The organism is Paraburkholderia sp. Cy-641 (assembly GCF_011752945.1).
Lineage (GTDB): Bacteria > Pseudomonadota > Gammaproteobacteria > Burkholderiales > Burkholderiaceae > Paraburkholderia.
The window spans coordinates 70,756-92,736 of record NZ_VWWM01000003.1; the positions used below are offsets into that span (position 1 = coordinate 70,756).

Below are 21,981 nucleotides of genomic sequence, written 5' to 3' on the forward strand. Positions count from 1 at the left end.
GATTGATGCGATGTCCGCTGACGAATCCAAAGTGCCGCGTGTGCTGCTGACCAACGACGACGGCATCGACGCGCCCGGCCTCGCCGTGCTCGAAGCCGTGGCCGCCGAACTCGCGCACGAAGTCTGGGTGGTCGCGCCCGAGCACGATCAGAGCGGCACCTCGCATTCGATCAGCCTGCATTCGCCGCTGCGCGTGAGCCGCCAGGGCGAGCGCCGCTTCGGCGTGACCGGCACGCCCGGCGACTGCGTCGTGATGGGCGTGCGTCATCTGATGCGCGAGGCGCCGCCCACGCTCGTGCTGTCGGGCGTCAATCGCGGCGCCAATCTCGGTGTCGAGACGATGTTCTCGGGCACGGTCGGTGCGGCGATGACCGGCCTGCTGCTCGGGCTGCCTTCGTTCGCGCTGAGCCAGGCTTTTCGAGATCGCGAGCTCGTGCGCTGGGACACGGCACGCACGCTCGCGCCCGGCGTGATCCGCCAGTTGCTCGCGATCGAGCAGGCGGCGCCGACCTGCCTGAACATCAACTTCCCCGACGTCGATGCGGCCGACGCCGGCCCGCTCACGCCGACGCGGCAAGGCGTCGGCCTCGTCGAAGACATCGACGTGCTGCCGCAGGTCGACCCGCGCGGCATGGCGTATCACTGGCTGCGCTTTCAGCGCGGCACGCGCGCGAACGATGCCGACAGCGAAACGGCGGTGGTCGCGGCGGGCCGCGTGTCGGTCACGCCGCTCGCCTTCGATCGCACCGACGACACCACGTTCGCGCGGCTCGCGGCATCGCTGCGCTGAGTGGTTCAGGGCCGCCGCGCGACGGCGGAAGACGGCGTGCCGCCGGGTCCGACCGGACTCGGATTGCCGAAGGCCGGCAGGCTGCCGTCCTCGCGCGCCCGGACGAGTTCGGCCAGGACCTGGGCGCGTGTTTTGCGGCCGTCGTCGCTGGCTTGCGGCGAGGCGTCGGCGGACGGTGCCGGGCCGTTGCTCGCGGCTGGCGCGGCCGGTGCGGTGCCGGATATCGACGCTGTGGGCCCGCTAGCTGGCGCAAGCCGTCGATGCGGCCGCGCGGAAGTTGTTGGCGATGTTTTTTTCACGGCCCTCGTTGTGGACCGCTCGTGCACGGGCACCGACGGTTTGCTTCGCGTGCCGGCAGGCCGTGCATGATGGCCGCGTGAAGTCGTCGCGGCGTTTGCCGCGAGTCGCGTCGGCCTGGCCACGCCTGGCGCCTTTCTGGCCGGCTCGCGACGTGCAAGCCGGCGCTCGCGCGACGCGTGCGACTCGTGCGGATGGCTGTTTTTTGCCGCCTCGTGCGATGAGGGGCGAGCGGATCTGAGCGCAGGCTGTCGCATGTTGTTCGCCTGCAATGGCCGTTGTTGCCGCGGCGGTGCTTGCGGCACGCTGAGCGGCGGATCGTTGCGCGGCTCCGTCGATGCAAACGTCGCGTCCGGCGGCGTGTCCGCTCGCGCTGGCGCCGTCGCTCTTGCCCTGGTCGCATCGCTGCGACGCGAGTTATTGTGCGCCGCCCATGGGTTCGTCAGCGCATTGTCGCCACTCCGCTCGACACGCCCCATCGCCACCGTTGGGCCCGTGAGTTCGCTGCGCTCGCCGTCGCTCCTGAGCACCAGTTCGTCGTTCGGCAGCCAGTTGTTTTCGAACTGCAGCACATACAGGCCGATCGCCACCACGCCGACGACGAGCCCCGTCAGCACTGCCATTCTCGGTTCGCGATACAAGACGGATTCCCCTTCCAGCAGATCGACGTGCCGGGGCGAGCGCGATACGCACACGCGCGCAAACGCGCGTCGATGCGTACGGGCGCCCCGGGATTCAACCGGAAGTGGGCAGCGATCGATCCGATGGATGCCGCCATCACCGCCATCGCGACCGCCATGCGGCCGCTCAATGCACAGATGAATGAGAACGCAGCATAGGCAGTCGGTTCTCATTGCGCGCAGGGCGTGCGATGAATCGGCGGATCAGGCAGAGCGTGTGTCCGAATCGGGCGAGCGCTCAATGGATAAACCGGCGGCAATTCGAATGTGTGTTGTCCTGATACACGATGCACAACGATGAAAAGCAAACGCGGCGCACTGAACCTCAGTGCGCCGCGCTTTTTACGTCTGCTGCGTTATGGCTTTTTTCGGGCCTGCGGCCTTTGCGTTAATGCCGCCTGAATACGCGCTAGATATGCCCGATTCCCAAAGCCGCATTAAACGGCATAGATTTCCGGATTCTCCGCAAGCGGTAAAAATTCGCCGGTCTTGCCATCGAGCGCGAGCATCTCGCCGCTTTCGATATTGAAGATCCAGCCATGCAGCCGCAGCGTTTTATTGACGAGCCCGACCGCTACCGGCGGATGCGTGCGGATATTGCCAAGCTGCGCGATCACGTTGTCCTTGACGAGCGCTTCGAGACGCTCGGCATCCGAGCAGTAGTGACGCGATGCGTTGATGGCCTTGGCCGCATCCGCGTGACGCAGCCAGCTCGCGACCGCCGGCATGTGTTCGAGGTTCGTGCAGGTCGAGATCGCCGTCATCGCGCCGCAGTTCGAATGGCCGCAGATCACGATGTCGGTCACGCCGAGCACGGCCACCGCATATTCGACGGTGGCCGACACGCCGCCCGGCTCCGGGCCGTACGACGGCACGATGTTGCCCGCGTTGCGGATCACGAAGAGCGAACCCGGCTCGGTTTGCGTGAGCAACTCCGGCACCACGCGGCTATCCGAACAGGTCACGAACAGCGTGCTGGGATTCTGTGCCGTCGACAAACGCTTGTACAGCGCGCTCTGTTGCGGAAAGATCTCGCGTTGAAAGCGGATCAAACCTTCGATGATTTCCTGCAAGATATTCTCCAGAGTTTCGAAGAGACTGTTTGCTGACTGCCGCGACTATACAGGAGCCTCCCGCCGCTCGCGCGAACCGCCGTGCTAATCGGCGTTGCGCGAGCGACGGATTCGAACCCGGGAGTCCCCGCGCACCTCAACTGAAATCGCTGCCCTCGAGCTCCACCGACTGCCCGCCATTTTTCTCGAGCACGCGCCGTGTGGCATTTTCAATGCGTGCGCGGTTCGCCTCGAAGGTCCCCACCAGATCGTGGGCCGATGGGCCGCCGTTGCCGAAGTGGCTGTTCAGCGCGTCCAGCGATACGCTGCACCATACGCCCGTGCCGTCCACCTTGGCCTCGAAGGCAACGCGCGCGGCGGCTATCACTTCCCGACGTCCAGTGAATTCGATCCTCATCATGGTCCTCCATGTGTCGAAAGGGAATGTTGAATGCGCAACGCCCGTGCCAAAGCGGCAGGGCCGGCCTGACCCGCTTACCCGCTGACCCGCTTTTTCCCGCCCGCTCGCCCGAACGGAGCGGACCCGCGGCCGGGCTTGCCTGCACGAGGAATCCGGGCACGCATGCGCCGTAAGGTGCATACTCCACAGCGGCCGCCTTGCGCGGCCGCGCCGATGCGTCGCGCCTCGCCCCCGGCGAGCCGCCCGACGCGCTCCACACATCGATACTACGCCTTCATGTCCCGCAGCCCTCAATCCGCACGCCATCTCGTCATCATCGCCGTGATGGCCTCGATGGCGATGGTCGCCATCGAGGCGACCATCGTCTCCACCGCCATGCCGCAGATCGTCTCGCAACTCGGCGATCTGCATCTGTATAGCTGGGTGTTCTCGTCGTTCCTGCTCACGCAGACCGCGATGACCGTGATCTTCGGCAAGCTCGCCGACCTCTACGGACGCAAGCCCGTGCTCCTCACGGGCATCGCGATCTTTCTCGTCGGCTCGACGCTTTCCGGCTTCGCCTGGTCGATGCCCTCGATGATCGCGTTCCGCCTGCTCCAGGGCGTCGGCGCGGGCGCGATCCAGCCGGTCGCGCTGACCGTCGTCGCCGACCTCTACCCGGCGCGCGAACGCGGCAAGGTGCAGGGCTATCTCGCCAGCGTATGGGCGATCTCGGCGGTGCTCGGCCCGATGGTCGGCGGCTTCATCATTCACAACCTGTCGTGGGCGTGGATCTTCTGGATCAACCTGCCGATCGGCCTCGCGGCGGCGGCCGGCTTCATCGCGTTCCTGCGCGAATCGGAACGGCACGCGCGGCCGTCGATCGACTTCGGCGGCGCCGCACTCTTCATGGCCGCGATCGCCGCCTTGATGATGGCGCTCACCTACGCCGGCGACAACGCCCTCACGCAGGCCGGCTGGGCGGGCGGCGTGTTCGTGGTGTGCGTGGTCGGCTTCGTGCTGCAGGAGCGCCGCGCGGCCGAGCCGATGATCTCGTTCGCGCTCTGGAGCCGCCGGCCGATCGCCGCCTGCAACAGCGCGACGGTGCTGGCCGGCATGATCCTGATGGGCGCGACCACCTTCCTGCCGATGTACGTGCAGGGCGTGCTGCACCGCTCGCCGGTCGTGGCCGGCCTCGCGCTCACGATGATGATGGTCGGCTGGCCGAGTGGCGCGACCTTCGCGGCGAAGTCGTTCCACCGGCTCGGGCTGCGGCGCATGCTGATCGGCGGCAGTTCGTTCGTGCCGCTCGGCGCGGTACTGCTGCTGTTCCTGTCGCCAGGCGCCTCGCCGGTCATCGCCGGCGTCGCGTCGCTCATCATGGGCTTCGGCATGGGCACGTCGAGCGTCAGTTCGCTCATGCTGATCCAGGAGATCGTCAAGCCCGAGGAGCGCGGCAGCGCGACCGCGTCGAATCTGTTCTCGCGCAATCTCGGCAGCACGCTCGGCGCGACGCTGTTCGGCGCGGTGCTGAACTTCGGGCTCAGTCATTCGAAAGGCGTCGCCACGGTGACGTCGGACCAGCTGAAGGCACTGCTGCAGAACCGCGCGGCCGATCTCGGCGACAGCGACCTGATCCGCCTCGTGCTGCATCAGTCGCTGCACCTGACGTTCGTGTCGATCTTCGTGATCGGGCTGTGCGTCGTCTCGCTGTTCTCGCTCGTGCCGACGATCCGGCTCAGCGGAGACAAGCCGGTGCCGGTCGAAGTCCTGTCGCCGATGGAAGACTGAGCGCTTTCTCTCACTTGAAATAAAAACGCGCCCAACTCAGAATGGCGCAACGCCTCAAAGGCATACCAAGAAAAACATCGAGAGAAGGCGATCACATGGATCGTGTCGAACCCCATCCTGGAGCGTCGGGCCACGCTTCGGGCATGCCCCCTGCCGCGTTTTCCGTTTTCGCGGATTGGGACAGCGCAGCGACTTTCAAGCTGCGCTATTCAGTCCGGCCAAAAAGCTGGCATCTGCGCTGGAATCCGTTGTCCGCCTTGCGCCATGCATTACGCATCAAAGGCGAACTATCGATCCGCCAGGAGCGCGTCGTGCTGCGTCGAGCGAGCGGCCGTCAACAGTACGACTTTCACCGCGACGAAATCTACGACATCGAGTTCGACGGGCGGCAGTTGTGCTTCGATCTGCGCGCGGGCTCGCGCGACGTGCGACGCGTCGCGCTGACCACCGGCAGCCTCGAAGACGTGCAGCAGATCGTCGGCCTGCTGCCCGCGCAGATGACGCCCGCCTTCGCGGCCGAGCGGCGCGCGCTCAACACGATCAACTACCGGCTTGCCGCGCTGACGCCGCACCTGTGGGTCACCTACGCGCTGATCGTGCTGAACCTCGTCGTTTTCATGGCGATGTACGCCGCCGGAGCCGACCCGTTCAAGCCCCATCCGAGCACACTGCTCGACTGGGGCGCGAACTTCGCGCCCGATACGCTCAGCGGCGAGCCGTGGCGTCTGGTGAGTGCCCTGTTCGTCCATGCGGGCCTCGCTCACCTCGTGTCGAACATGCTCGTGCTCTATGCGCTCGGCCGGCTGACCGAACGTTTGTACGGCAACGCGCGTTTTCTCGCGCTCTATCTGTTCGCCGGGCTCAGCGCCAGCATGTTCAGCATCTTCGTGCATCCCGCGCTCAGCACCGTGGGGGCGTCCGGCGCGATCTTCGGCGTGGCCGGCGCGCTGCTGGTCTACGTGCTGCGCTATCGCAAGGAGTTGCCGAAGACGCTCGCGGAGCGCAATCGCAGCGCGATGTGGGTGTTCATTCTCTTCAATCTCTATAGCGGTCTGGTGCATCGCGGCGTCGACAATGCCGCGCACGTCGGCGGCCTGATCGGCGGCATGCTGATCGGCGCGCTGCTTGCGCGGCCGCTCGAACCCGTCGCGCGTGAGCGCCGCTCGCGCACGAGCCTGCTGGCGTCGACGCTGGTGGGGGGCGCCGCGCTCGGTGCGTTCGCCTATCCGCTTACGCACATGAGCGCGGCGAGACTCGAAGATGCGCAGTTCGAGAAAGTGCTGTTCGACATGCATCCAGCCCAACTGAAAGCGCTCGCGGACCTCGACGCATGGCGGCACATGCGCATGGCGTCGCAGGTCGAACGGGACGTGGCCTCGAACCGGCTCATCACCGATATCCTGCCGGAGTGGGACGCCCTCTACACGGCGATCGACCACGCGAAGCTGCCGCCCCGGTCGCCGCGCACCGCGATGCGCACGGCGCTACTGCGCTATCTCGACGACAACCGGCAGATCTTCCACCGTGAAGCGGTGCTGCTGACGCATCCGCAGGAGACCGACGACGCCACGCAGGCTCCGATCCGCGCGCTCGCCAAGGATGCGCGCGACCAGATCGATCTGGTCACGAAGCTTTCGCATGGGCGCGTGGTGCGCCCGCCTGGCGCCGAGCGCAAGGAGAGGCAGGAGCGCCCGTGAAGGCGCTGCTGAGGCGTTGACGAAGCGCTGATGACGCGTTGAGAACAGCGGCCCCATGCAGGCAGACCTAGCGCCTACCCTGCACGCACACGCGACATGCCCCCTGCCGCCCGCCACGCTCAAGCGCCCTTCGCGTACAACGTCGACTCCGCGAAGCCCTCGGCGGCCAGCACCTCGCCGACCAGAATCAGCGCGGTCCGTTCGATCGACGTCCCTGCCACCTTGCCGACGATATCGTCGAGCGTGCCGGTGATCTTCTCCTCGTCGGGCCAGCTGGCGCGATAGATCACCGCGATCGGACAGGCGCCGCCGTAATGCGGCCGCAACTCGTCGACGATGCGCGCGAGATGCCGCACGCCGAGGTGAATCGCCAGCGTCGCGCGATGCCGGGCGAGATCGGCGAGCTGTTCGCCCTCGGGCATCGCCGTCTTGCTCGCATAACGTGTGAGGATCAGCGTCTGCGAAACATCGGGCAGCGTCAGTTCGCAGCCGAGCGCGGCCGCGCAGGCGGCCGTCGCGGTCACGCCGGGCACGATCTCGTACGGAATGCCGAGTTCGCGCAGACGGCGAATCTGCTCGCCGATCGCGCCGTATAGCGACGGATCGCCCGAATGCACGCGCGCGACGTCTTGCCCCTTCGCATGCGCGGCTGCGAGCAGCGCGACGATCTGGTCGAGATCGAGGTCCGCGGTGTTGACCACCTGCTCGGCGCGATGTCCTTCGAGTACCGCGGCCGGCACGAGCGAACCCGCGTAGAGAATCACCGGGCAGGCACGCACGAGCCGCTGCCCTTTCACCGTAATCAGCTCCGGGTCGCCCGGACCCGCGCCGATAAAAAACACCGTCATTCAAGACTCCAAACGTTATTCAATGAGCTGTTGCGCCGACCGCGCCAACCGTACGCAATGCGTCAAGCAGATCGGCAACGGCGGCAAACTCGCGCTCGGCCGGCGGCAGTGGCGGACGCCGCAGCATCACGACCGGCAGGCCGCGTTCGCGCGCGACTTCGAGCTTCGCCTCGGTCGCGCCACCGCCGCTGTTCTTGCTGACGACCACGTCGAATGCCTGCAGCGCGAACAGCGCGCGCTCGCCATCGAGCGTGAACGGCCCGCGCGCCGCGAGCGTGCGCGAGCGCGCCGTGTCCGGGTGCGGGTCGAGCACGCGCACGGTCCAGAACTGATGCGGCGGGATTTCGTCGAGATGCGCGAGCGGTTCGCGCCCGAGCGTGAAGAGCGGCCGCCTGAACGGCGCGAGCGCCGCCGTCAGTTCGTGCCAGTCGCCGACCATGCGCCAGTCGTCGCCGGCTTGCGGCTGCCACGCCGGACGGCGCAGTGCCCAGCACGGCACGTGCGCCGCGCGGCTCGCCTGCGCCGCGTTGGCGCTGATTTGCGCCGCGTACGGATGGGTCGCGTCGATCACGAGCCCGATCCGTTCGCTTTCGAGGTAACGCGTGAGGCCGTCGGCACCGCCGAAACCGCCGACGCGCACCGCGCACTGCAAATCGTCGGGCACCTTGCCGAGACCCGCGAGACTGTACACGTGCGTGGGGCCGAGCCGGCGCACGATCTTCAGCGCGTCGCCGGTGCCGCCGAGCAGCAGAACCCGCATCATCGCGCGGCTCCGACCAGCTTGCCCTGGCGATCGATCGCAAACGTCTCGACGCCGACCTGCGGCGGCACGATCTCACGCGCGACGGCCAACGCGCGCGCGCAGACGATATCGCCGAGCGGCACCTGCTGCGCATGCGCTAGCGCGAGCGCCTGCTGGCTCGTGTTGGCCGCGCGCATCGCGGCTTGCAGCGCGGCGTCGGCGCCATGCGCGGCGGCCCATGCCGCAAGCTGTTCGAGGTCGATGCTCGAATTGCGGCTATGCAGATCGAGATGGCCCGCCGCGAGCTTGCTGAGCTTGCCGAAGCCGCCGCAGATGCTGAGCCGCTCGACCGGCGCGCGCTTCATATGCTTTAGCACCGCGCCCACGAAATCGCCCATTTCGATCAGCGCGATATCGGGCAGGCCGTAGTGCGCGCGCATCGCGTCCTCGCTCGCGTTGCCGGTGCAGGCGGCGAGATGCGTGTAGCCGTTCGCGCGCGCGACGTCGATGCCCTGATGGATCGACGCGATATACGCCGAGCACGAAAACGGCCGCACGATGCCGGTCGTGCCGAGAATCGACAACCCGCCGAGAATGCCGAGGCGCGGGTTCATCGTTTTCAGCGCCAGTTCTTCGCCGCCCTCGACGCCGACCGTCACCTCGAAGCCGCCGCGGTACGCGTGCTGCGCGGCGAGTTCGCTCAGATGCCGCGTCATCATCTGGCGTGGCACCGGGTTGATCGCCGGTTCGCCGACCGGCAGCGTGAGCCCCGCGCGCGTGACCGTGCCGACGCCGGGCCCCGCGCGAAAAATCACGCCGGGCTCGGGCACGAGGCGCACGCGCGCGAAGACGACCGCGCCGTGGGTCACGTCGGGATCGTCGCCGGCGTCCTTGATCGTGCCGGCTTCGGCGATCCGTCCGCTGTGCGGGCTTGCTTGCGGGTTTATTTGCACACCCGCTTGTTCATTGTCATGTTCGTTGCCATGCGTGCCCGTTAACCCGCTGTCCTGCGTCCCGCCCTCATCGCCCCGCGCCACGAACCGGCAAAACACGAGCCGCATCGGTACATGCTGGCCCTTCGGCAGCACGATCTCGGCGACCTCGCTGACCACGCCCGCGAGCAGCAGCCGCGCCGCCGCGAGCGAGGTCGCCGTCGCGCAGCTACCGGTCGTGTAGCCGCTGCGCAGCGGCGCCGGCTGTTCGGGAGTCTCGTCGCGCATCACGAATCGGCCGACCGGTTATCCGGCGACGCATCGGCCGGCTTCGTCGCTTCGAGCAGCGTGATCGGCAACGCCTGGCGCCACGTGTCGAAACCGCCGAGCGGTTGCGCCTGCGCGAGCGCGATACGCGTGAGCGTGCCGCCATGCTGCTCGCGCCATGCGACGAGCGCCGCCTCGCCTTGCAGCGTGACCGCATTGGCGACGAGCCGGCCGCCGTTGCGCAGACTCGCCCAGCAGGTGTCGAGCACACCGGGCTCGCTCACGCCGCCGCCGATAAACACCGCATGCGGCGCGGGCAGCCCCTGCAACGCGGCGGGCGCGCGGCCGGCCACGAGTTGCAGCGCCGGCACGCCGAGCGCATCGCGATTCCGCTCGATAAAGCCCTGGCGCATCTCGTGCGCTTCGATCGCAATCGCGCGGCAGGCCGGATGCGCGCGCATCCACTCGATGCCGATCGAGCCGCTGCCCGCGCCGACGTCCCACAGCAATTCGCCGGGCGCCGGCGCGAGGCGCGCGAGCGTGATCGCGCGGATATCGCGCTTGGTCAACTGGCCGTCGTGAATGAATGCGTCGTCGGGCAGGCCGCCGCTCAGTGGCAGACGCGGCGCATGCGCGGACGCGCGGCAGTCGAGCGCGATCAGATTGAGCGCGGCCATCTCGCCGGCCGGCCATTGATCGGCGCGGCCCTCGATGCGCCGTTCCCGCTCGCCGCCGAGATGTTCGAGCACGCTCATGCGCGTCGCGCCGAAGCCGCGCGCGACGAGCGCGGCCGCGAGCGCCGCAGGCGTGCCTCCATCGGCGCTCAGCACGAAGAGGCGCGCACGGTCATGCAGATGCGCGTTCAGCGCCGCGAGCGGCCGGCCCACCAGCGACACCGTCGCGACGTCCTGTAACGGCCAGCCGAGCCGCGCGGCCGCGAGCGACAACGACGACGGCGCGGGCAGCACGCGCAACTCGCCGGCCGGCAACTGCCGCGCGAGCGTCGCGCCGACGCCGAACAGCATCGGGTCGCCGCTCGCCAGCACGCACACCGCGTGCGGACGCTCGGCGAGCAGCGGCGCGAGATCGAACGGACGCGGCCATGCGGCGCGGCGCGCGGCAAGCCGCGCCGGCAGCATCGCGAGATGCCGCTCGCCGCCATACACCACCGAGGCGCCAAGCAAAGCACGCCGCGCGGGCCGTCCCAATCCGGCGAAGCCGTCGTCGCCAATGCCCACCACGGTCAGCCATGCCGGCATGCATCCATCCTCATCGTTTGTCGTTGGAAAAGCGGTTGAAAAGGCGCTTGGAACAGGCTCAAAAACAGGCTCAAAGCATGCCCGAAACGCCTACGAAAGCCGTCCGGCAGCGCGGCCGGCGAAGCCTTCGAAAGCGCGCCGAGGCGCGCCAGTCAAAGCGCCCAGCCTCGTTGCGCGGTTCGAAAAAAGGCATAATACAGCCGCCGGCGCCCTTCGGGGCCCAAGAGGGAACACAGTAACGATGTGGCTGCCCCCGCAACTGTATGCAGCGAGTCCGCCTGCGCCACGCGCCACTGGTTCGACCGGGAAGGCCGCGGCGGACCATGACCTGCGAGCCAGGAGACCTGCCGGCGCAACTGTTCGTGCCAGCCAACATCGGGCGGGGTGTACCGATGCCGCAGCAAGGTCCGCGACGCGGCCTGCTCGGGCCGTTGCGCGACGCTATTCCCGGTGTCCGTCTTGAATCGAGCTTCGCCCTCAACCGTTTTGCCCCACGCGCTTCCGATGTCGCGGCCCTCGGCGTGTCCGGGGCTGCTGCGCATCGTCGCCGCGCGCGACGGCGGCCTCTGCCGGATCAAGCTGCCGGGCGGCGAACTCGGCGCCGCGCAGGCGCGCGCGATCGCCGAGGCGAGCACGCGGCACGCGAACGGCGTGATCGAGTTGACCAATCGCGCGAATCTGCAGCTGCGCGGCGTGCGCGAGCGGCATGAGGCGGCGTTGAGCGGAGAGTTGATCGAAGCGGGGTTGGGGCCGGGGGCGGGTTCTCTGTGCGCTTTTGATCCTGCTTTTGCTCCTGCTTCCGGTTCGGCCGCTGGCTCTTGCTCTTCCCCGCTCGACGCGAACGACGCAAACGCTCCTCCGGACACCACCGCTCTCGGTTTCGCCGACGACATCCGCAACGTGATGACCAGCCCCACCGCCGGCCGCGATCCGTCTGCGTTGATCGATACGAGGCCGTTGTGCGCCGAATTGCTCGCGCTGCTGCAAGACGAGGCGCGCTTCGCGGCGTTGTCGCCGAAATTCGCCCTGCTGCTCGACGGCGGCGAACGGCTCGCGCGGGTCGATCATCCGCACGATGTGTGGCTCGCGGCGTCGGCGGATGAAGGCGGCGTGCGCTTCGTGTTCGGGCTCGCGGGATGCCCGGGAGATGGGGCGGACCTTGGTGCCGACACCGGCACTCGCCGCGACCTCGCCGGCCCCCGCCCCCTTGCTGCCGTTGCACCATCGCATGCCCTGGCGCTCGTACGCGCGTTGCTGCACACGTTCCTCGATCTCGCCGACGCCAACGCCGACACCCACGCCACCCGCATGCGCGACCTGCTCGCCACGCACTCCGCCGACGCGATCCTCGAACACGCGCAGCGCTACGTCGATTTCCCGCTCGCCCGCGACGCCTCGCTCGCGCACTGGCAACGCCCTCTTCGCGCTGACGCCGCGCTGCGCCTCGGCGCACACGCACAGCGCGGCGCACACACCTGGCACGTCGGCGGCCAGCCGCCGCTCGGGCGTCTGAGCGCCGCGGCGCTGCAGGGCCTCGGCGCGCTCGCACAGCAATACGGCAACGGCACGCTGCGCATCACCCCGTGGCAAAGCGTGCTGCTGCCCGACATCCCGACGCAGGCCGTGCCTGCCGTCCTCGCGCAGCTAGGCGCGCTCGGCCTCGCCTGCGATCCCGCCCAAGCCATCACGCACGTGATCGCCTGCACCGGCTCGCCAGGCTGCGCGAAGAGTCTCGCCGACACCAAGGCCGACGCGCTGCAACTGGCCGCGCGACTGCCCGCCGGCGTCGACGTGCATCTGAGCGGCTGCCCGCGCTCGTGCGCGGCCGCGCATTGCACGCCGTACACGCTGCTCGCCGCCGCGCCCGGCGTCTACGACCTTTATCGACGCGACGGCCGCTCCGGTTTCGGCCACTGCGTCGCACCCCCACTGACGATCGACGAGGCCGCCGACCTGCTCGCGCGTCTCGTCAGGAATAAACCCGATGCTTGATTACATCCGCGACGGTCAGGAGATCTATCGCCAATCCTTCGCGACGATTCGCGCCGAGGCCGACCTGTCACGCATTCCCGCCGACCTCGAAAAACTCGCGGTGCGCGTGATCCACGCGTGCGGCATGGTCGACGTGATCGACGACCTCGCGTTCTCCGCCGGCGCGGGCACGGCGGGCCGCGTGGCGCTCGCGCAAGGCGCGCCGATCCTGTGCGACGCGGGCATGGTTGCGCAGGGCATCACGCGCGCGCGGCTGCCCGCCGACAATGCGGTGATCTGCACGCTCACGCACATGAACGTGCCCGCGCTCGCGCGCGAGATCGGCAATACGCGCTCGGCCGCCGCGCTCGAGCTGTGGCGCCCGCACCTCGCCGGCAGCGTCGTCGTGATCGGCAATGCGCCGACCGCGCTGTTCCATCTGCTCGACATGCTCGATGCGGGCGCGCCGCAGCCCGCGCTGATTCTCGGCTTTCCGGTCGGCTTCGTCGGCGCGGCCGAATCGAAGGCGGCGCTCGCGGAAAACAGCCGCGGCGTGCCCTACGTGGTCGTGCACGGACGGCGCGGCGGCAGCGCGATGGCGGCCGCGGCGGTCAACGCGCTCGCAACGGAGATCGAGTAAATGACGGCACAGGTGACGACTCAAACGACAACTCAAGCGACCTCCCTGGCGACGCGGCATACGGCAACCCGGGGCCGGCTGTTCGGCATCGGCGTCGGCCCCGGCGACCCCGAACTCATCACGCTGAAGGCGCTGCGTTTGCTGAAGGCCGCGCCGGTGGTTGCGTACTTCGTCGCGAAGGGCAAGAAAGGCAACGCGTTCGGTATTGTCGAGGCGCATCTGGACGAGGCGCAGCAGCATCTGCCGCTCGTCTATCCGGTCACGACCGAGGCGCTCGAACCGCCGCTGTCGTATGAAGCGATCATCGCGGACTTCTACGACACGGCCGCCGAAATCGTCGCCGGCCATCTCGACGCGGGCCGCGACGTCGCCGTGATCTGCGAGGGCGATCCGTTTTTCTACGGCTCGTACATGTACCTGCACGACCGGCTGGCCGCGCGCTACGACAGCGAAGTCGTGCCGGGCGTGTGCTCGATGCTCGGCGGCGCGGCCGTGCTCGGCGCGCCGCTCGTGTATCGCAACCAGAGCCTCTCGGTGCTCTCGGGCGTGCTGCCCGAGGACGAATTGCGCCGCCGTCTCGCCGATGCCGACGCCGCCGTCGTCATGAAACTCGGCCGCAATTTCGACAAGGTGCGGCGCGTGCTCGACGACCTCGGACTCGCCGGGCGCGCGCTCTACGTCGAACGCGCGACGATGGGCAATCAGCGCATCGTGCCGCTTGCCGAGGTCGATCCGATGGCCTCGCCGTATTTTTCGCTGCTTGTCGTGCCGGGGCAAAAATGGCAAGGATGAACGTGCCGGCCATCGTGATTCTCGGTGCGGGAGCGTTGGAGACCGCGCGGCGGATTCAGGCGGTTTATGAGAGGCGCGGCGCACAGGCTATATGCGCTGCTGACGCGACACGCAGTGCCGACGCTGCCCGTGATGGCGATGCGGCTTGCGGTACGGCTATCGCCGATCGCGGCGTTCAACCTGCTCGCACCGCTCCCGCTCGCTGCGAAATCCACGCGCTGCAAGGCCGCGTAGGGGTCGGGGACGGGGGCGGGGCCGACGTCGCCTACACTGAACTCGGCGCGCACCTGCGCGAACTCTATACGCGCGGCACGCCGATCGTCGTGCTGTGCGCGGCCGGTATCGTGATCCGCTGTCTCGCGCCGTTGCTGTCGAACAAGGGCGCGGAGCCGCCGGTACTCGCGGTCGCCGAGGACGGCAGCGCGGTCGTGCCGCTGCTCGGCGGCCTCGCGGGCGTCAACCTGATGGCGCGCGAAATCGCCACGGCCCTGACCGTGCAGCCCGCGATCACGACGAGCGGCGAGTTGCGCTTCGGCACCTGCGTGCTCAATCCGCCCGAGGGCTATGCGCTCGCCGATCTGGGTCAAGGCAAGCGCTTCGTGTCGGATCTGCTCGCGGGGGCAAGCACGCGCATCGAAGGCGAGGCGCCGTGGCTCGACGACGCGCAACTGCCGCGCGATGCCCACGCACGGCTCGCGATTCGCGTGACGCCGCATGCGTGGGATGGCCGCGTGGATGAACTGGTGATTCATCCACGGAGCGTGGTGGCGGCGGTGGTGCTGGCGGATGCGTGGGGCAGTACCGATGCTGCTGAGCAAGCGCAGGCTCGTACTGCCGGCGCGGCTGAGGAAACCGGTGGCGATGCCGGTCACGCCAAGGCCAAAGCCAGCGATAACGCGAGCGGCACGGCAACTGACCGTGCTGCTGCGACCTCTATTGCGACCGCTACCGCCGAAGCCAACGCCCATACAGGCCGCACTACCGCTCAGCCTGCCGCGATGGCTGACAGCGCCCCGGCCGAGTCCGTTACCCAATCCGCCGAAGCGATCGCCGCACACGTACGTGCAGCCCTCGACGCACACGGCCTCGCCGCGCTGTCGCTAGCGGCCTTGCTCGCGCCGACCGCGAGCATGACCCACCCCGCGCTGGCGCAAGCCGCGGCGCTCCTGAACGTGCCGCTGCGCTTCGCCGACGCAAGCTCCGCGGCGGATCGCTCAACCCCCGAGGCATTGCTGCATGCTTCGCTGCGCGTCCCGCATAAGACGCTGAATGAAGCCATACCCAACACACCAGACGCAGCGGCTCACAACACGCCGCACGAAACATCCCACGAGGCGCCGCACGCCCATCCCCCCATCGCCCTCGCTCTCGCCCTCACCCCGCTCGCCATCGATCCCGCGACCATCGGCCGAGCGCGCGGCCGCCTGACCGTGATCGGCCTCGGCCCCGGCCGCGCCGACCTGCTGGCCCCGGCCGCGCGCACGGCATTGAACGAAGCCACCGACATCCTCGGCTACGACACCTACGTGAAAATGGCCGGCCCGCTGCGCGCGGATCAGCGCGTGCACGGCACCGACAATCGCGAGGAAATGCAGCGCGCGCGCCACGCGTTCGAACTCGCGAGCGAGGGCCGCGCGGTCGTGATGGTGTCCTCGGGCGACCCCGGCGTGTTCGCGATGGCGGCGGCCGTGCTCGAAGCGCTCGACGCCTCGCGCGACGACGCCTGGGCCACCGTCGAACTGTCGATCGTGCCGGGCGTCTCGGCCGCGCTCGCGACCGCCGCGCAAGCCGGCGCGCCGCTTGGCCACGACTTCTGCATGCTGTCGCTGTCGGACAACCTGAAGCCGTGGACGATCATCGAAAAACGCCTGCGTCACGCGGCCGAAGCCGATCTCGTGATGGCGTTCTACAACCCGATTTCGCGTGCGCGCCCGTGGCAACTGGACAAGGCGCTCGACATCGTGCGGGAGTATCGCGCGGCATCGACCGAGGTCGTGCTCGGCCGCGACATCGGCCGGCCCGGCGGCACGCTGCGCACGCTCACACTCGGCGAGCTGCGTTCGTCGGACGTGGACATGCGCACGATGGTGATCGTCGGCTCATCGCTGACGCGAAGGTTTGCCTGCGGGGCCAACGGCGCGCAGTGGGTGTACACGCCGCGCTGGTACGAGTAGGCGAGCGCGCCTGTACAAAACCCGCACGAGACCTGCGGGAAGCACGTCCCCTCGCTTTTCGCGTCGCTTCTCGCCTCACTGCTCGCTCCTCGCTTCGTCCCGCCTCGTCCCGATTGGCCCTGCCTCACCCCGCTCACGCCACCTTCTGATCCTCGACCGCTCGCTGCCTGACCCCGAGGTCGTCCCACAACTCCGGATGACATGTGAACACCAGAATCTGGTGCCGCGTGGCCGCGTCGATCAGCGCGCGCTTGAGCGCATCGCGCCGCGATGCGTCGGTATGCACAGCCGCATCGTCGAGCATTAACAGGGTTGGCCGGCCCGACGACTGAAGCAGGTCCGCGTAGGCGAGCCGCGTCAGGATGCCGAGCTGTTCGCGCGTGCCGAAGCTGAGCGCGTCGAGCAGTTCCTCGCGGCCCGCGCGATCGAGCGCCGCGGGACTCAGGTCGTCGCCGAGCGCGAGGCTCGCTTGCGGAAAAATCCGCTTCAGGTAGTGGCCCAGCCGCTCGGTCAACGGCGCGCGCAGTTGCGCCACCGCCGCATCGCGTTCGTCGACAAGCACCTCGTCGAGCAAACTCAGCGCGCCCGCGCGCAGGCTCAGCTCGTCCTTGCGGCGCGTGGCCTGCTCGATCTGCGCGTCGAGCGCCGCCAGCCGTTCGCCGAGACCGGACGCGCCCATCGTCTCCAACTGGCTGCGCAGTTGCGCGATCCGCACCTGGCGCTCGTGCTGCTCGCTGCGCGCAAGCTCCGCCGACGCGCGATAGCGCTTCGCCTCGGCAGCCGGATCGTCGAGACGCGCCGCATCGAGTTCGCGCTCGCGGCCCTCGCGCTGCTGGCGCAACGCATCAACCTTCACGCGCTGCTCGACGAGATTCGCCTGCCATTGCGTGCGGTTGCGGCGAAACGCATCGTCGGCGAGCTGCGCTTCCTTTCGCTGCAGTTGCGCGGCGAGCGAATCGGCCCGCGCGACGCCGGTCGAGCGCGCTTCGGCAGCCTGCGCGAGCACCTTGCGCGACGCATCCAGCGCGTCGCGCGCGAGGTCGGCGTGGCGGCGCGCGTCGTCGAGCGGTGGCGCGGCGGACACGTCGGGCAAGCCCGCAAGCCGCTCGCTCGATGCCTGCAAACGCGCGGCCGTCGAGGCCAGCGCCGCGCGCAACGCATCGATGCCCTGCGGCGCATGAACCCGCAGGATTTCCGCGTGGCGCTTCTGTTGCGCGAGCGAGGCTTTCCAGCGCTCGTGCCGCGCCTGCGCATCGCCCGCCGACGCGACGCCGAGCGTCTGCAACAACTGCGCATGCTGTGCTTCGAGCGACGCCAGTTCCGACAATTGCGCCGGCAGATCGGACACGCCCGGAATCACGCGCAATTCGCCGAGTTCGCCCAGGCCGATGCGCTTTTCCTCGTCGACACGCAACACACCCGTGCCGCTGATGCGCGCCTCGCCGACGCTCAACTCGCCATCGAGCCGATACTCGATGCGCGTCATCGCCGCTTCGGTGCGCGCGCGCAGCACGGTCAATTCGCCGTCGAGCGCGACGAGCCGCTTCAGCCGCGCCTCGTCGATTTCGAGCGCCGCCGCCTCGCGCGCGGCTTGCAGCACCGCTTCGTTCGCCTTGTCCGCTTCCACAATCGACGCGTCGAGACGCGTGCTTTCCGCGCGATAAAGCTCGATCTGGCTGCGCAGATCGGCGGCGGTCACGGCCGCGTTGGCGAGTTCGAGCGCGCGACTCGCCTCGGCCGAGGCCTGCTCGAATTGCGCGACGCCGCCCGCGGCCTGCGCATGCGCGCTCTCTGCGGCGGCCACTTCGGCGCGCGCCGCAGAGAGCTGTTCGCGTTCGCGCGCGACCGCCGCCTCGAGTTCGAGCGCGCCCTGCTCCTGCTGCACCGACAACGCCAACTCGGCCTCGCCGACCTGCAACGACTGCGCGAGCCCCTCTACGCTGCGTTCGAGTTCCGCGAGCGCGGCCGCGCGTTGCTGCGCCAGCGCGGCCTTCTGCTCGTGAAGCTCCCACGGCCGCCGACGCCCGGCGTCGTCGAACGCTTCCTGCTGCGCGGCGAGGCGCGCGATGTTGTCGTCGAACTGCTGGCGCTGCTGCTGCAACTCGTCGCGGCTCGCGACGAGCGCCGCGAGCTTCTGTTCGGCTTCGGCGAGCGGCCCGGTCGATTTCTGCGTGCGCGCGGTCAGCAACTGGCGCAATTCGCGCTGCACGGCGGCGATCAGCGCATCCTCGCCGGCCGAGTCGCTGCCGCCCGACAACTGCGCGAGCGCATCGCGCAGATACTGCGCGGCATGCCCGGTCGAATCGCGCAGTTCCTGCGTGCCGCCCTGCTGCACCCACAGCAGACCGGGCACGCCCGCGTTCTCGGCCTTCATCGCCCCGCGCGCGGCGCGCGAAAAACCGAGCAGCGCGGCGAGCTTGTCCTCGGCTTCGTCCTCGGTGAACACGGCCTGGCCGATCCGCAGTTCGCAGCGCTGCCGCGAGACGAACTGCTTCGACAGACGGCACGCCTCGCCATCGAGATCGAAGCTCACTTCCACCGACGGCTGCCCGCTCGCGAGCCCCCACGGCAGCAGGTCCTTCAGATGCGAAGCTTTATAGCGTTCGAGAAACACCGTGCGCACGGCTTCCGCGATCGTGCTCTTGCCGGCCTCGTTCGGGCCCGTGAACAGATTGAGGCCGGGCGCCAGGTCGTCGATCACGAGCCGCCCGCTGAACTGCCTGAATTCCTGAATCGCAATGCGCTGCAGCTTCATGCGGACCTCGCTTCGCGCTGCGGCGTGGTATGGGCCGTATGTGCCATATGTGTCTCACGTTGCCGCGCGGGTTGCTGTTCGCGTTGAAAACGCGCGAGCAGCAACAGCGCCTCGGCCGCGTGCCGCGCCTGCTGCGGATCGCCCTGCGGGTCTTCCTGCAAGCCGCGCAGCCGCGCGACGACCTTGGCCAGATAACCGCTTTGCGCGCCGAGTTCGGCGAGATCGTCGGCGGTGGGCAGTACGTGCAGGTCGCCAAGATCGGCCCGCAGCGCGCGCACGCGGGCGCGGGTTTCCTCGACCGCGACACGCAGCGCCTCGACATCGGCGAGCGCCGCCGTGCCGCCGACCTCGATCCGCAGCACGTCGTCGGCGCCGAGCGCGGCGAGCCGCGTCCTGAGCGCCTCGACGTCGCTCGGCACCGAGATCGTTTCGTCCCAGCGATGCCACCGGTATTGCCCGACCCGCACCGCTTCGACGCGCGGCGGCGCGTCCTCGCCTAGCGTCACGTCGAGCACGAAACCCGGCTCGTTGGCGCGAAAGCGGTCCTGCTCGTGCGTGCCCGCGTACCACGTACGGTCGTCGACACGCAGATGGCCGTGCCAGTCGCCGAGCGCGAGATAGTCGAGCCGCGCGCTCGCGGCACGCGTCGGCGCGATCGGATTCGACGAATCGATGCTCTCCTGCAGAATTCCGCCGACGCTGCCATGCGCGAGCCCGACGCGCGCATAGCCAGGCGGCGTCTCGGCCGTATCGAAGAAGGCGGTGGTGTCGTCGTAGGTGATGCGTTGCGTGAGCGGCGCGCACAGCAGCGCGCAACGGCAGGCGTCGAGCAGCACGACGCCGGGTTCGAGCACGACGCGCACGTTCGGCGCGATGCAGTTCAGGCGCTGCGCGCGGGTCCACACGCTTTCGACGAGGGCGGCGTCGTGATTGCCGGGCAGCATGATCCAAGGCCCGGAGAACGGTTGCAGCGCCGCGAACAGACGCCGGATCACCGTGTCCGAAACCGTTTGCAGATCGAACACGTCGCCCGCGACGAGCACCGCATCGACGTTGCGCGCGGCCGCTTCCTCAGCGATGCGGCGCACGGTATCGAAGCGCGCCTGTGCGAGATGCGCGGCCTCGTCCGCTTCGAACTGGCCGAACTGCGTGCCGATCTGCCAATCCGCGGTGTGTAGAAATCTGCTCACTGGGTCCTCGTTGCGGTTGTCCTGTCTCGTGCCATGCTGCATCGTGGTTCGTTGCGCCGAACCGCGTTTTGTTACGCTGCTTCGCCGTGTGTCGCGCCGCCGCATGGTTGTCCTGCCGGGTTTGCCGGCGTGCCTTGCCGTGCCTTGCCACGACCCGCATCACGCCCCGGCGCGCGCCATCGCATTCGACGCAGCCGCATGCGAGTCCAAGCGCGAATGTTACCTTGCCGAAGCCGCCGCGCGTACGCCGGCTGGACGCATGCGCCGGCCGTGCCGCATCATGGCACCCGCACCGTACCGCACCGCCCTCGCCCGACAGGACCACCCCGACGATGGACAAGACCACCGAACTGAAGCGCGCCAGGCGCACGCCCTTATTGCTGCTGCTCGTGGCCGCCGGCGTTTTCGTCGTGACCGCGTTCATGCCGCGCGGCGTGTGGATCGACGGCATCAAGGCGATTGCCGAGGCCGCGATGGTCGGCGCGCTCGCGGACTGGTTCGCGGTCGCCGCGCTGTTCCGGCGCGTACCGCTTCCGCTCGTCGCGCGCCATACCGCGATCATCCCGCGCAACAAGCACAAGATCGCCGATAACCTCGCGGTCTTCGTGCAGGACAAGTTTCTCGACGTGCCCTCGCTCGTCTGCCTGATCCGCCGCCACGACCCGGCGCGCAGCATCACGTTGTGGCTCACCGAGCCGGCCAATACCGCGCGCCTCGGCGATTACGTCGTGCGCCTGACGGGCGGCATGCTCGACGTGGCCGACGACGCGCGCATCCAGAGCTTCATCCGCGACGCGCTGCGCGACGTGCTCGCGAAGGTCGATCTGTCGCAAGCGACGGGCGCGATGCTCGACACGCTCACGCGCGACGGCCGCCATCAGGAACTGCTCGACACTGCGCTCGATCAGCTGATCGCACTGCTGCGCGAGCCGCCCGCGCGCGAGTTCATTGCGACACGCATCGTCGATTGGGTCAGGAGCGAGTATCCGAAGATGGAGAAGATTCTGCCCTCGGCCTGGCTCGGCGAGAAAGGCGCGGACGCGATTGCGAGCGCCGCGAACCGCATGCTCGAACAGATCGCGGAGAATCCCGCGCACGAGCTGCGCGAGCGGTTCGACGAGGCTGCGCGAAAGCTGATCGCGAAGCTGAAGACCGATCCCGCGTTTTTGCAGCACGGCGAAGCGCTCAAGCGCTATCTTGTCGAAGGCGACGCGTTCAGCGCCTACGTGAAGGATATGTGGAGCGAGTTGCGCGCGTGGCTCAAGCGCGACCTGCACAGCGCCGACTCGGCGCTGCATGCGCGCGTGGCGGCCATGGGCCAGTGGATCGGCCGCGAACTCGCGAACGACCCGGCGCTGCGGCAATCGCTGAACGATCATCTCGAAGATGCGGCGCGCGCGATGGCCCCCGACTTCGCGCAGTTCCTCACGCGTCATATCAGCGATACGGTGAAGAACTGGGACTCGCGCGAGATGTCGCGGCAGATCGAACTGAATATCGGCAAGGACCTGCAATACATCCGCATCAACGGAACGCTCGTCGGCGGCTTTATCGGGCTCTTGCTGTATGCGAGTTCGCAACTGCTGGAGCTGCTGCGCATGCAGGTCGGCTAGCTGGCGAGCCGGCGAATCGGCCAACGCGAGCGAGCCCATCGCGCCGCTCCGTTACGATGCGTGCCTCTGGTTCGCGGCATGCCAAACCGCC

Annotated in this window: 17 protein-coding genes and 1 riboswitch; of the genes, 8 read left to right on the forward strand and 9 right to left on the reverse strand. The window is 68.5% G+C overall.

Going from position 1 to position 21,981, the window contains the following annotated elements:
* The first annotated feature begins 10 nt into the window (after nucleotides 1-10).
* Entirely contained in the window at nucleotides 11-790 is a 780-nt protein-coding gene (surE, locus tag F3J20_RS02630; protein ID WP_167281746.1) for a 5'/3'-nucleotidase SurE, read from the forward strand.
* Nucleotides 791-795: 5 nt separating this feature from the next.
* Here surE and F3J20_RS02635 read toward each other — a convergent pair whose 3' ends face one another.
* The 3 genes from F3J20_RS02635 to F3J20_RS02645 all read right to left on the reverse strand — a co-directional run bounded on the left by F3J20_RS02635 (nucleotide 796) and on the right by F3J20_RS02645 (nucleotide 3,237).
* Entirely contained in the window at nucleotides 796-1,710 is a 915-nt protein-coding gene (locus tag F3J20_RS02635; RefSeq protein WP_167281748.1) for a DUF4148 domain-containing protein, read from the reverse strand.
* Nucleotides 1,711-2,204: 494 nt separating this feature from the next.
* Complete coding sequence (locus tag F3J20_RS02640; RefSeq protein WP_167041794.1) at nucleotides 2,205-2,840, reverse strand: carbonic anhydrase; 636 nt, start codon at nucleotides 2,838-2,840, stop codon at nucleotides 2,205-2,207.
* A 136-nt stretch (nucleotides 2,841-2,976) separates the two neighbouring features.
* Nucleotides 2,977-3,237 (reverse strand): DUF1488 domain-containing protein, encoded by a 261-nt coding sequence (locus F3J20_RS02645; RefSeq protein ID WP_167281847.1) that lies wholly within the window; start codon nucleotides 3,235-3,237, stop codon nucleotides 2,977-2,979.
* A gap of 279 nt (nucleotides 3,238-3,516) precedes the next feature.
* On the opposite strand from F3J20_RS02645, the gene F3J20_RS02650 reads away from it, so the two are divergent.
* Together F3J20_RS02650 and F3J20_RS02655 are read left to right on the forward strand one after the other, a co-directional pair.
* Nucleotides 3,517-5,010, forward strand: coding sequence for an MDR family MFS transporter (locus F3J20_RS02650; RefSeq protein ID WP_167041791.1), 1,494 nt, complete (start codon nucleotides 3,517-3,519; stop codon nucleotides 5,008-5,010).
* Between the two features lie 95 nt (nucleotides 5,011-5,105).
* Nucleotides 5,106-6,707, forward strand: a complete 1,602-nt coding sequence (locus tag F3J20_RS02655) for a rhomboid family intramembrane serine protease (protein ID WP_167281749.1) — start codon at nucleotides 5,106-5,108, stop codon at nucleotides 6,705-6,707.
* A gap of 119 nt (nucleotides 6,708-6,826) precedes the next feature.
* Here F3J20_RS02655 and cobM read toward each other — a convergent pair whose 3' ends face one another.
* The 4 genes from cobM to cbiE are packed head-to-tail and all read right to left on the reverse strand — an operon-like array spanning nucleotide 6,827 to nucleotide 10,755.
* A complete protein-coding gene (gene cobM / locus F3J20_RS02660) occupies nucleotides 6,827-7,555 on the reverse strand; it encodes a precorrin-4 C(11)-methyltransferase (RefSeq protein WP_167281751.1) in 729 nt (242 codons plus the stop codon).
* A 19-nt stretch (nucleotides 7,556-7,574) separates the two neighbouring features.
* A complete protein-coding gene (locus tag F3J20_RS02665; RefSeq protein WP_167281752.1) occupies nucleotides 7,575-8,318 on the reverse strand; it encodes a cobalt-precorrin-6A reductase in 744 nt (247 codons plus the stop codon).
* On the reverse strand, nucleotides 8,315-9,517 hold the full coding sequence (locus F3J20_RS02670) for a cobalt-precorrin-5B (C(1))-methyltransferase (protein WP_167041780.1): 1,203 nt from the start codon (nucleotides 9,515-9,517) through the stop codon (nucleotides 8,315-8,317). Before F3J20_RS02670 ends, F3J20_RS02665 begins: the two co-directional genes overlap by 4 nt.
* Nucleotides 9,517-10,755, reverse strand: a complete 1,239-nt coding sequence (gene cbiE / locus F3J20_RS02675) for a precorrin-6y C5,15-methyltransferase (decarboxylating) subunit CbiE (protein ID WP_167281754.1) — start codon at nucleotides 10,753-10,755, stop codon at nucleotides 9,517-9,519. The genes F3J20_RS02670 and cbiE overlap by 1 nt, the downstream gene beginning before the upstream one ends.
* A gap of 187 nt (nucleotides 10,756-10,942) precedes the next feature.
* Nucleotides 10,943-11,122, forward strand: a riboswitch (cobalamin riboswitch).
* 137 nt (nucleotides 11,123-11,259) lie between these two features.
* Here cbiE and cobG point away from each other — a divergent pair.
* The 4 genes from cobG to cobJ are packed head-to-tail and all read left to right on the forward strand — an operon-like array spanning nucleotide 11,260 to nucleotide 16,332.
* Nucleotides 11,260-12,747 carry a precorrin-3B synthase gene (gene cobG, locus F3J20_RS02680; protein WP_167281756.1) on the forward strand — a complete coding sequence of 496 codons (1,488 nt, stop codon included), beginning with the start codon at nucleotides 11,260-11,262 and terminating at the stop codon, nucleotides 12,745-12,747.
* On the forward strand, nucleotides 12,740-13,366 hold the full coding sequence (locus tag F3J20_RS02685) for a precorrin-8X methylmutase (protein ID WP_167041771.1): 627 nt from the start codon (nucleotides 12,740-12,742) through the stop codon (nucleotides 13,364-13,366). Before cobG ends, F3J20_RS02685 begins: the two co-directional genes overlap by 8 nt.
* Nucleotides 13,367-14,158: a precorrin-2 C(20)-methyltransferase gene (locus tag F3J20_RS02690; RefSeq protein WP_240158915.1), complete on the forward strand. Its 792-nt coding sequence runs from the start codon at nucleotides 13,367-13,369 to the stop codon at nucleotides 14,156-14,158.
* Complete coding sequence (cobJ, locus tag F3J20_RS02695; protein WP_240162680.1) at nucleotides 14,146-16,332, forward strand: precorrin-3B C(17)-methyltransferase; 2,187 nt, start codon at nucleotides 14,146-14,148, stop codon at nucleotides 16,330-16,332. Before F3J20_RS02690 ends, cobJ begins: the two co-directional genes overlap by 13 nt.
* 133 nt (nucleotides 16,333-16,465) lie before the next feature.
* Here the strand turns inward: cobJ and F3J20_RS02700 are convergent, their stop codons facing one another.
* Nucleotides 16,466-19,087 carry an AAA family ATPase gene (locus tag F3J20_RS02700; protein ID WP_167281757.1) on the reverse strand — a complete coding sequence of 874 codons (2,622 nt, stop codon included), beginning with the start codon at nucleotides 19,085-19,087 and terminating at the stop codon, nucleotides 16,466-16,468.
* Complete coding sequence (locus F3J20_RS02705; protein WP_167281759.1) at nucleotides 19,084-20,277, reverse strand: DNA repair exonuclease; 1,194 nt, start codon at nucleotides 20,275-20,277, stop codon at nucleotides 19,084-19,086. The genes F3J20_RS02700 and F3J20_RS02705 overlap by 4 nt, the downstream gene beginning before the upstream one ends.
* A gap of 332 nt (nucleotides 20,278-20,609) precedes the next feature.
* Between F3J20_RS02705 and F3J20_RS02710 the strand changes: the two genes are divergently transcribed.
* Nucleotides 20,610-21,890: a DUF445 family protein gene (locus F3J20_RS02710; RefSeq protein WP_167281761.1), complete on the forward strand. Its 1,281-nt coding sequence runs from the start codon at nucleotides 20,610-20,612 to the stop codon at nucleotides 21,888-21,890.
* Nucleotides 21,891-21,981: the final 91 nt, after the last annotated feature.

What these genes read in the sequence shown, in the direction of transcription:
- surE (WP_167281746.1), top strand. Translation starts at nt 11, where the DNA reads ATGTCCGCTGACGAATCCAAAGTGCCGCGTGTGCTGCTGACCAACGAC.
- F3J20_RS02635 (WP_167281748.1), bottom strand. Translation starts at nt 1,710, where the DNA reads ATGGCAGTGCTGACGGGGCTCGTCGTCGGCGTGGTGGCGATCGGCCTG.
- F3J20_RS02645 (WP_167281847.1), bottom strand. Translation starts at nt 3,237, where the DNA reads ATGAGGATCGAATTCACTGGACGTCGGGAAGTGATAGCCGCCGCGCGC.
- F3J20_RS02650 (WP_167041791.1), top strand. Translation starts at nt 3,517, where the DNA reads ATGTCCCGCAGCCCTCAATCCGCACGCCATCTCGTCATCATCGCCGTG.
- F3J20_RS02655 (WP_167281749.1), top strand. Translation starts at nt 5,106, where the DNA reads ATGGATCGTGTCGAACCCCATCCTGGAGCGTCGGGCCACGCTTCGGGC.
- cobM (WP_167281751.1), bottom strand. Translation starts at nt 7,555, where the DNA reads ATGACGGTGTTTTTTATCGGCGCGGGTCCGGGCGACCCGGAGCTGATT.
- F3J20_RS02665 (WP_167281752.1), bottom strand. Translation starts at nt 8,318, where the DNA reads ATGATGCGGGTTCTGCTGCTCGGCGGCACCGGCGACGCGCTGAAGATC.
- F3J20_RS02670 (WP_167041780.1), bottom strand. Translation starts at nt 9,517, where the DNA reads ATGCGCGACGAGACTCCCGAACAGCCGGCGCCGCTGCGCAGCGGCTAC.
- cbiE (WP_167281754.1), bottom strand. Translation starts at nt 10,755, where the DNA reads ATGCCGGCATGGCTGACCGTGGTGGGCATTGGCGACGACGGCTTCGCC.
- cobG (WP_167281756.1), top strand. Translation starts at nt 11,260, where the DNA reads ATGTCGCGGCCCTCGGCGTGTCCGGGGCTGCTGCGCATCGTCGCCGCG.
- F3J20_RS02685 (WP_167041771.1), top strand. Translation starts at nt 12,740, where the DNA reads ATGCTTGATTACATCCGCGACGGTCAGGAGATCTATCGCCAATCCTTC.
- F3J20_RS02690 (WP_240158915.1), top strand. Translation starts at nt 13,367, where the DNA reads ATGACGGCACAGGTGACGACTCAAACGACAACTCAAGCGACCTCCCTG.
- cobJ (WP_240162680.1), top strand. Translation starts at nt 14,146, where the DNA reads ATGGCAAGGATGAACGTGCCGGCCATCGTGATTCTCGGTGCGGGAGCG.
- F3J20_RS02700 (WP_167281757.1), bottom strand. Translation starts at nt 19,087, where the DNA reads ATGAAGCTGCAGCGCATTGCGATTCAGGAATTCAGGCAGTTCAGCGGG.
- F3J20_RS02710 (WP_167281761.1), top strand. Translation starts at nt 20,610, where the DNA reads ATGGACAAGACCACCGAACTGAAGCGCGCCAGGCGCACGCCCTTATTG.